Genomic DNA, 8,503 nt, shown 5'->3' with positions numbered 1-8,503 from the left:
CCAAGAAGGGACGCTGTGTATAAGGGCAGACCACTTTGGAGCCCGCGGACATCCCACGCACATCTACGAGGCGGGGAGGATTGGTGAACGGGGTGCGCACATAACCAGGCAGATCTGGCACGGACTGGGCCACAGGCATCTTGGACGCATTCAGCATGGCCGGAGGCGGTGTGGCAGGACGGTCAGGACCCACGATCGGGCTGGGCGTTTGCACCGGTGCCGTGTTTTGCGCCACCATGGTGGATCTGGAACTGACTCCCAGCGGGCTGCTTGGTTTTCCCAAATAGGAGATAAGCCCATGAGTTTGAATCTCCTGCCATGCTTGGCGAGGAGGCAGAGCACAAGAGGCCAGCATGAGCGCCGCAAGGCCAGATGCGACGAGATGAAGCGAGGAGTGGGATGCTTGGGACATAGAGCGAACGGTTAATTTTTGAATCAGCATTCTCATTTTAACGATCTTTTTAAATTATGCAACAACAAGGATGGTAATGCCGAGCACATAATCTATTTTTATTAGAATAACAATAATATCACGCTTGTCTTGTATATCGCTTTGAGATGTGCGCTTTTGCGCCTCATGCAATGGCGCATCATTACTGTTGGGAAGCCCGGACACCCTTGGGTGAAAGACGCTGTGGAACTCTACTGGAAGAGACTTCAGCATTACAGCCATTTCGAACATGTGGTGATTAAGGAAGGACCGCTGGATCGAGTGGAGAAGCAGATCGAAGCTGCGTGTGCCGGTGATTTCTGCATTCTCCTAGACGAACGTGGCAGGCAACTGCGCAGTCTTGATATGGCAAAATGGATTGAGAACGAAGAGGTTTCCGGTCGCAAACGCATCTGCCTGGTCATTGGCGGTGCAGACGGGCACTCGCCGCAGTTTCGCGCCAAAGCCAAAATGTGCTGGTCACTTTCCACACTCACCATGCAGCATGACATTGCCTGGGTGATGCTGATGGAGCAAATTTACCGCGCTTACACCATCATTCGTGGAGAGCCGTATCATCGGGAATGATTGAGCATGAACGATGATGAAACTTGCACTGAAGCTCATTTATTGCTGAACTGAGTCGCAAATCCTTGTACTTTCGCCTTGCCGATAACTTGAGAGAACCTAAATTTCAAATTTTCTCAACTAATCACTCATGTCTTCTTCGGTACTCAAAAACGTCATTCAGCCCAAGGCGCACTCGGTGTCTTTGGAGAAGACGCATGATGAGGCCAGGGATCAACGCTCCGGAACTTCAGCGACCACTGAAGCCCCCAAACACGAGTCGGAGGACATGGAGCTGGTGCTTGGAGTACTGGTGGAAAATGCACCGGTGGCCATGGCCATGTTTGACCGAGGCATGCGCTACATGCTGGCCAACCGCCAGTGGATCAGTGAATTCGGCTTGCAGCAGGTGCAGCCTCTGGTCGGCAAGAGCCAGTATGAAATTTTTCCAGGCCTGCATCCAGGCTGGAGACAGGTCTATGAACGTGCGCTGCAGGGGCACATCGTTCGCAGTGAGCATGATTCACTCAGCGGACCCGACGGCCAGCACTTGGTCTATCGCTGGGAAGTGCGGCCTTGGCGCAAGAAGCGTGATGCCGCTGTCGGTGGCCTGATGGTCACCTGTGAAAAATTCAGCTCTCCCCAGTCTTCCGGCGCGGATGCGGTCAAAGCCGCCCCTTCCACTGAAGATAAAGAAAACGCCCCGCCTGTGGCGAAGACGCCCGATCCGCTGGACTGCTCCATTCCGATGCTGGTGCTGAACGTAGAGGGGGCGATCATGCGCGCCAATGTGGCCGCTTCACACCTGGCCTTGGACCAAGGTATTCAGGAAGGCACCACCTGTTTCTGGGAAGTGTTTGGCGAAGGCCGCGATTACGCGACGCTGCGTCAGCAAACACTTGATGCACTCACCCGCGTGTCGCTGGTGCAGAATCTTGCGCCCGGCTGCATCATCACGCGTCCGGATGCCTCGCCGTACTCCTCTACGCCCTCACGGTGGCTGGTTTCAGCGCTGGCGCATAAAGGCACTGATGAATCTTCCCGCCAATTCATGCTGATGGGGTTTTCGCCGCAGACGGCGATGGAAGGCGTGACGTGCATCACCCCGCCGGCAGCTCCGCCGACACCTGTGATTGTTGCCGCCCCGACACCTGCGGCAGCACCGGTGGATGATGCCGCGCAGCAGCGCCTGGAGAGCGAGCTTTCACGGGCGCGGCAGGAACTGCGTACTCTCGCTGAAGCGCAGCAGGCCTTTGGCAGACGTGAGGCCCGCCTGCGCAGTTATCTTGAAGGCATTCCGTGTGGCGTCTTCGTTCTGGATGAACGTGGCGTTCCGGTGTTTCAAAATGAAGGTCTGGCCAAGCTGCTGGGGCGTCCGCTCGAAACCGATCAAACGGTCGAAAGCTGGCTCGCGCATGCCTGTCCCACCGAGGAGCATCGCGCGCAGGTCGTGCTGGCTTGGCGTGAAAGCGTCTGGCGGCGTCAGTTGACGCGCACTGTGTCGCTCGCCACGGCGGATGGCCTGCTCAAAGAGCTGGAGTTTAACCCGATTGCCTTGCCGGGCGGTGGTCTGCTCGTCAGCATCCAGGACGCCACCGAGCACACGCGGCATGAAGAGCAGCTCCGCAGCATGGAGGCCAAGCTCCGCACGCTGATGCAGGGCAGTCCGATCGCCATTGTCATGACGGACAAGGCCGGAGTCATTTTTGAAGTCAACCAGCATGCCGAAGAGCTGCTGGGCAAGGCCAAGTCAGAGCTGCGGCGGTATCCGCTGGATGCCTGGCTGGATCCTGACAGTGCTACCGCACGGCGTGATGCCCTGCGTTCCTTGCAAAGCAGCGGCCGCCAGGCCGAGGCGCTCGGAGTTCGCATCAAACGCATCGATGGTTCCTTCTCGCGTGCCATCCTGCACCTTGCTGCCGTCCCGGATGCGCAAGGTGAAGCTCATTGCACCATTCATTACCTGCAGGAAGTCACAGAAGCGGCCGAACCGGCAGAGGTGGCGCCAGCCGCACTTTTTTCTCACGCTCCTGTCATCACCTCAGCACCGGCCAGCGCCCTACTCCTCACCACCGATGCCAATGGCCGAGTGCGCACCTGGACGGATCATGCGCAGCAATTGTTCAGTCTGGAGGCTGCGGCGGCCATCGGGCGGCCGCTGCACCAGTTTTTCCGCCCTTCGGACGCCACGGCCTTCTTTGCAGACCTCAGCGAGCAGGCGACGCAGCCGGAGAGCATCATTCAGCGTCCGTTTTTCGGCGGCGATGGCAAACGCGGTGAGGCAAAAATCGGCGCACGCATGCTTGAGGCGGGTGGTTTTGAACTCACCTCTCATTTCACCGCCGAGATCGAAACACCCGAGAACCTCCCGCTGCCTGTGGCGATGCTAAAAGCCGCCATCCCGCTGGCTTTCCAAGTGGTGTCCCCTTCCAGCCAGCGCTGGCCGGTCGTCGATCTCGAACGCGAGAAGCTCCTGCTCACCGAGACCCATCACCGCATCAAAAACCATCTCCAGATCATCTCCAGCCTGCTGAACATGCAGATCAATGGAGTGAGCGATCAGGATGCCCGCAACGCCCTGCGCTCCAGCCAGAACCGCGTGCGTGCCATCGCCGCACTGCATCAGCATTTGTATCAGGTCGCACTGGGCAAGGGAGATACCTTTAGCGACTTCTCGCGCGATCTCGTCGCGCACCTGCGTGAATGTTACGAGGTGAAGTCGGACCAGATCAAGATTCACCTGGAAGTGCAGGAAGGCCCCATTGAACAGGAGTGGCTCATGCCGCTCGCGCTCACGCTCAATGAGGCGCTCTCGAATTGCTTTGAGCACGCCTTCCCGCATGGCCGTCAGGGGCAGATCACCGCCCTGCTGAGCTACACTCACGGCAGCGGTGAACTCGTCGTCAGTGATGATGGAGTGGGTCTTCCCCCCGAGTTTCATCCCGGTGAAGGCGGCGGCCTCGGGCTCAAAATCCTCGCGGTATTCGCTGATCAAATGCGCGGCCAGCTCTTTGTCCGGGGTAATCCCGATCAAGGCACCGAGATCAAGCTGCGTTTCCCGCTGGCCTCGCCCGAAGGTTAAACCTTCTGCCTAGCATATTCCTTTTGCGAACTGCTGCGCTGCCGACACAATACGGCGTGCTAACACCACCCATGGCCTGCCTGCGCCTCCTAGCGTTTTTGACGCTTGGCCTTGCGGGTGTCGGCGCGCAGTCCGTCACGACGCGAACGGACAAAGTCGCCGGGCTGCTCAATGAATGGTTTGCCAAAGGCACGGCGGCTGGGCTTCAGGCCATCACGTATGAAAATCGTGACGGCCAGCATTCGCCGCTGAATGCAGCCCAATACCCGCAACTGCAGGTGTACCAAGGCACCGATAATGCCAAAGGAGCCGCCACGCAGCTGCGCGCCCAGCCCACTCTGGGCAACTGCTCCATGGCCTCAGCAGCTGCGCAGATGGGCTGCCTGCCCCGCATCTATATGATGGACCCCGGAGGCAACCGCTTCCTCGCCCAGCAGTATCTCTCCAACAATCTCTTCATCTATCCTGAGCACGAAGACTACGACATCGGTGCTAACGGCGTCGGTGGTGGCTATGGTGATCTGCTGCCGCTGAACACTCCCTGTCTCCTCATCTCCCAGGGCTCCTCCTACACCGACCAGCCCTTCATTCAGGCCCTGCTCTCCACCACGGCCGCCTTTCCCCCCGCTACGCAGAAGCTGCTCATCGAAAAGCGCCTGCTCATGCCCACGCTGCAATCCATTTTTCGCCGCTCAAACAAGACAGTGCAGACATCCGAGGACTACTTCACTGGCAAAGCCCATCCGCCTGTCTTCGACGGCACGCAGATCGACGAGGAAAAAATGGTGCTTACCGCCCATGACATGACGCTGGCGAAAATTCCCCCGGTCGTGCTGCTGCGTGTCATCGAGGAATCCAAAATCGAGGCTGGCAAAAATTTCTTCGAACTCCCCGGCTCCTATCCCTGGCAGCTCTCTGACACTCCCGTCTCCATCGCCCGCATCCTGCGTGGCAATGAAGCCGAACACGACATGCTCATCGGCTTTGATAAAACGGTGAATCTTGTCAAAGCCCCGATGCAAATGCGCGCCGCAGTCCTGCAGGGAGATCCGCGCTTCGTTCACATCGAGTCCAAACCCGGCGGAAATGTCATGCGCCTCCGCATACGCTGGGAGCCGCCCATGGTCACCGCCACCGGCATTCGCAGCCATCGCATCGACATCGGCATCTTCGCCGACAACGGTTCCAGCATCAGCGCCCCTGCCATCATCAGCTTTTACATGCTGCCCAACGAGATGCACTTCTACGATGAGAAGGGCCGCGTCTCTGAAATCCACTATCAAACCCACAACCCTGATTTTGGACTGCCCACCACGGACACCGATCCCCGCTGGATGAAGATCCTGCTCGCCTTCAGCATGAAGGACACAAATTTCCGCAGCCGCCTGATCGATCAAATTCTCACACCCGATGAACGCACCGGTTTGCAGCAGCACTACCTCGCGCTCAAACCTGCGCTCGATGCCTTCACCGCCATCGAATACGCTGACAAACTCAAGGATGAGGCTGGCCGGCTGCGCACGAAACTGGGAGAGGCCATCAGCGTCGCGTTGAAGAAACCTGTCGCGGAAAAAGCCGATCTCACCGTGCGCGACACCATCGACAAAGTGCTCAACGCGATCGCCAGTTTTCATCCTTTCTACCTCGGCTCAATGCGCGAACTTGACGCCCTGGCAGCGGCTTCGTCCAAATCAACCGCTGTCGCCGATGTCCGCGCCGATCTCCACCGTCTCATCCTGCAGGGGGTCCTTGTTGAGCAGGCATCTGGGCAGATCGACACCATGTCCGCGCCGGAAAAACTCTCTTTGGGAGAGCGCTACATGCTGCGTGGCCTGAACACCACTCTGCTCAGCCAGGTGATCTTTCCCGATGTCCTTGAGCGTTCCATCGCTCCCGCCTATGTCAGTCCGCGTCTCACCACGCCCAAGCAGTGGCGCGATGTCTATCGCTATGATCCAGAATCCGGCGCACTCCAGGGCTGGATCCGCTACGCCGACTCACGCATCGCCAACTTCGACGCCGAAGGCCGGCTGCTGCCCGATGGTCCGAAAGGCAAGGCAGTGCCCGTGATCTACTTCAAAAACGACAAAGACCTGCTCACCTGGCGTCCTCAAGCCGAGCCAGTGCCGGTGTCCCCAAAGTGATGAAGCACAGAGGTCTGCGCCGCTTCAGTCATACCTCAGCACATCGTGCATCCGCCACGAAACGCGGCCCCTGCCCACGCCCTCCTCGCTCCACATGCGCAGGTCCAGCGCTTCAAACGGCTCCAGCCATTTCAGCGCCGCCTTCAGTTCTCCCGCGCCGCCATTCTGCGCTCGCACCGAAGCAAAGGCCTTCAGAAACTCCCGCAGTTTCTCGAAGTTGAGCTTCACCCGAATGCCAGCGGCTGGGCCAGCCCCAGGCTGCTTGAGGATTTCCGCGAGGTGACTCTGCTGCACACGCGACGTGCCCAGCATGAACAGTTGATCATTCAGCGAGGCACACGGTCCCAGCTCCCGCGAATCAAACGGCAGTTCATAGCTGTAACTCGTCAGATCGCCGTTCCGCTTCGTCACGACTTTAGGCAGCTCAATCGGTTGCGGTGCAGGCACGTTCTTCAGCAACTGCTGCAACGTCGCTTCCATGTTCTGCCATGACACACCAATCAGCGCGCGATTCTTGATCTCATGCACGCTGGCAAAGCGTGGCAGCGGCAGCGCTTCACCACCCGGTGGCAAGCCCGGCAGCAGCGGCATTTTTCCACCCACATCGAGAATGAATGCCCCGTCACCACTCAGTGCTTTCTGCCAGATCGTTTTCGTGCCGTCATACACGTCAATGACGCCGGGCAGCACCGCTTGATCCGCCAGCTTAAACATCGCAGCTGATTGCTCCCCGCCCACTCCCGCCTTGACCAGTTCATGGGCCGTCGCATGCAGCGCCCGCATCCACGTTTCAAAATACGCCCTCCCCTCACCCGAGCTCGATCCGTGACCGCTCATGCCAAACACCAGCTCCGGCTCATCCAGCGCCGCCGAGAATTGTGACTCCTTTGCCAGCGCCGCGCTGTCTGCCAGAGAGAAGCCACCCGCCATTTCCATCTGCACCCCGCAGTCCCACCACGCCACCGCCGCGCCGTTGGTATGTTCGCTGTGATAAAACGCGCGCTCCGCCGCTGCCAGATCGACCACTTCCGGCTCCAGAGCGCGTGCCATGCCTGAAAACGTTTTCTCGGTCTGCAAGCCAGCCAGCAGCCCGCGTACGATGGGCTGAAACGGGTGGTCGGATTGCAGCACATCCCAAAACACCCCGTCCCAGCACGCAATCAAACCCAGGCCTTTCAGCGCATGCACATCCAGCGTGCGCATCTCCGGTCGTGCCAGCAATGAATCTTCCACCGAGTTGGCCAGGCGGATTTGATCTTTCGATTTCCCCACCGCCACATACGCACGCTGAGTGCCCAGACCCAGCGCAAGCACCCACTTTTTGCGTGCCAGCACCTCCAGACCGCGCGCGATCCGGTCCTTCATTTCCAGTGTGATCCCCGGCATGGCATTCGCCAGTACTTCCACCCACTGCCGCCGCCGCTCCACCGTCAGCACCTGATCCATCGCGATCTCATTCACCGTGATTTTTTCGCCCTGTGCCGTCACGATGCGCGACTGCGGCGCGTCTCCCAGCCAGTCCGCGAGATGCAGCAGTTCGCTGATCCGTTTCAGCACTTGCTCCGGCTCCGGCGATGCCACACCAACCATCATTGGCGGCATTTCAAAGCGCTCCAGCAGCAGGATCAGCGCCTCCAGTACCGCGGGGTCGCGCAGCGCGGCTTCCATCAGCTTCTTCGCATCAAAACTCGTGCCCAGTCCCGCCAGCACACCACCGCTCATCATGCCGCGATACGCCGTCTCGTTGTAGAGATCGTTCAACTGCCGCAGCAGCACCAGACTCTTTACACTGTCTTTGCCAAAGGCGAGAAATGCCTCATCCAACGTCACGCTGCCCGTCTTGTCAGGTGTCGGCGCCTTGTCCTCCACAAACGCCATCATCTGTCCCCACCAGCGCGATGCCTGCAATGCCTCCGCATGCTTCTTCAACTGCACGCTGCTCACACAAAACTCCACGTCACCCGGCACACGGCTTGCCAGACCCAGCCTGTCCGCCTCCGTCAGCAGCGTCGGCATGACCACCACCGGAGCTGGCACCTTGGGTTTTACGGCCGCCTTTTTCTTCTCACAGCCGCAAAAAATCAGCGCCACCACCAAGAGCAGCCACGACGAAGCCCGAAACACATGCCTCAAGAGCCGATGCCTCTCCCATTCATCCTTCGGGCTTTGGCACTCCTTCGTCATTCGGATTTGATTCGCTTCGCTCCCCTTCGTGCGGCGCGTCATTTCAGCGCAGCGTACACCCGATGCACATCATCATGTCCATCCAGTGTCTGCAAA

4 protein-coding genes and 1 pseudogene are annotated in these 8,503 nt (G+C 59.0%); 3 read left to right on the top strand and 2 right to left on the bottom strand.

The window, feature by feature from the left end; all coding sequences use genetic code 11:
• A pseudogene (locus PSV43_RS01065) lies at window positions 1–238 on the bottom strand (hypothetical protein); the annotation flags it as partial.
• A gap of 339 nt (window positions 239–577) precedes the next feature.
• Between PSV43_RS01065 and PSV43_RS01060 the strand changes: the two are divergent.
• The 3 genes from PSV43_RS01060 to PSV43_RS01050 all read left to right on the top strand — a co-directional run bounded on the left by PSV43_RS01060 (window position 578) and on the right by PSV43_RS01050 (window position 6,223).
• Complete coding sequence (locus PSV43_RS01060; protein ID WP_300192793.1) at window positions 578–1,018, top strand: 23S rRNA (pseudouridine(1915)-N(3))-methyltransferase RlmH; 441 nt, start codon at window positions 578–580, stop codon at window positions 1,016–1,018.
• 130 nt (window positions 1,019–1,148) lie between these two features.
• Window positions 1,149–4,079 (top strand): PAS domain-containing protein, encoded by a 2,931-nt coding sequence (locus PSV43_RS01055; protein ID WP_300192791.1) that lies wholly within the window; start codon window positions 1,149–1,151, stop codon window positions 4,077–4,079.
• Between the two features lie 71 nt (window positions 4,080–4,150).
• Window positions 4,151–6,223 carry a hypothetical protein gene (locus tag PSV43_RS01050; protein ID WP_300192789.1) on the top strand — a complete coding sequence of 691 codons (2,073 nt, stop codon included), beginning with the start codon at window positions 4,151–4,153 and terminating at the stop codon, window positions 6,221–6,223.
• A gap of 24 nt (window positions 6,224–6,247) precedes the next feature.
• Here the strand turns inward: PSV43_RS01050 and PSV43_RS01045 are convergent, their stop codons facing one another.
• The gene (locus tag PSV43_RS01045; protein WP_300192787.1) at window positions 6,248–8,449 is read right to left on the bottom strand and encodes a hypothetical protein; all 2,202 of its coding nucleotides are present in this window, start codon (window positions 8,447–8,449) and stop codon (window positions 6,248–6,250) included.
• Window positions 8,450–8,503: the final 54 nt, after the last annotated feature.

Origin of the sequence: Prosthecobacter sp., from assembly GCF_029946185.1 — a bacterium.
GTDB lineage: Bacteria > Verrucomicrobiota > Verrucomicrobiia > Verrucomicrobiales > Verrucomicrobiaceae > Prosthecobacter.
The sequence above is the reverse complement of the archived record's forward strand: the minus strand, read 5'-3'. Positions and strand labels throughout refer to the sequence as shown.

What these genes read in the sequence shown, in the direction of transcription:
- PSV43_RS01060 (WP_300192793.1), top strand. Translation starts at nt 578, where the DNA reads ATGCAATGGCGCATCATTACTGTTGGGAAGCCCGGACACCCTTGGGTG.
- PSV43_RS01055 (WP_300192791.1), top strand. Translation starts at nt 1,149, where the DNA reads ATGTCTTCTTCGGTACTCAAAAACGTCATTCAGCCCAAGGCGCACTCG.
- PSV43_RS01050 (WP_300192789.1), top strand. Translation starts at nt 4,151, where the DNA reads ATGGCCTGCCTGCGCCTCCTAGCGTTTTTGACGCTTGGCCTTGCGGGT.
- PSV43_RS01045 (WP_300192787.1), bottom strand. Translation starts at nt 8,449, where the DNA reads ATGACGCGCCGCACGAAGGGGAGCGAAGCGAATCAAATCCGAATGACG.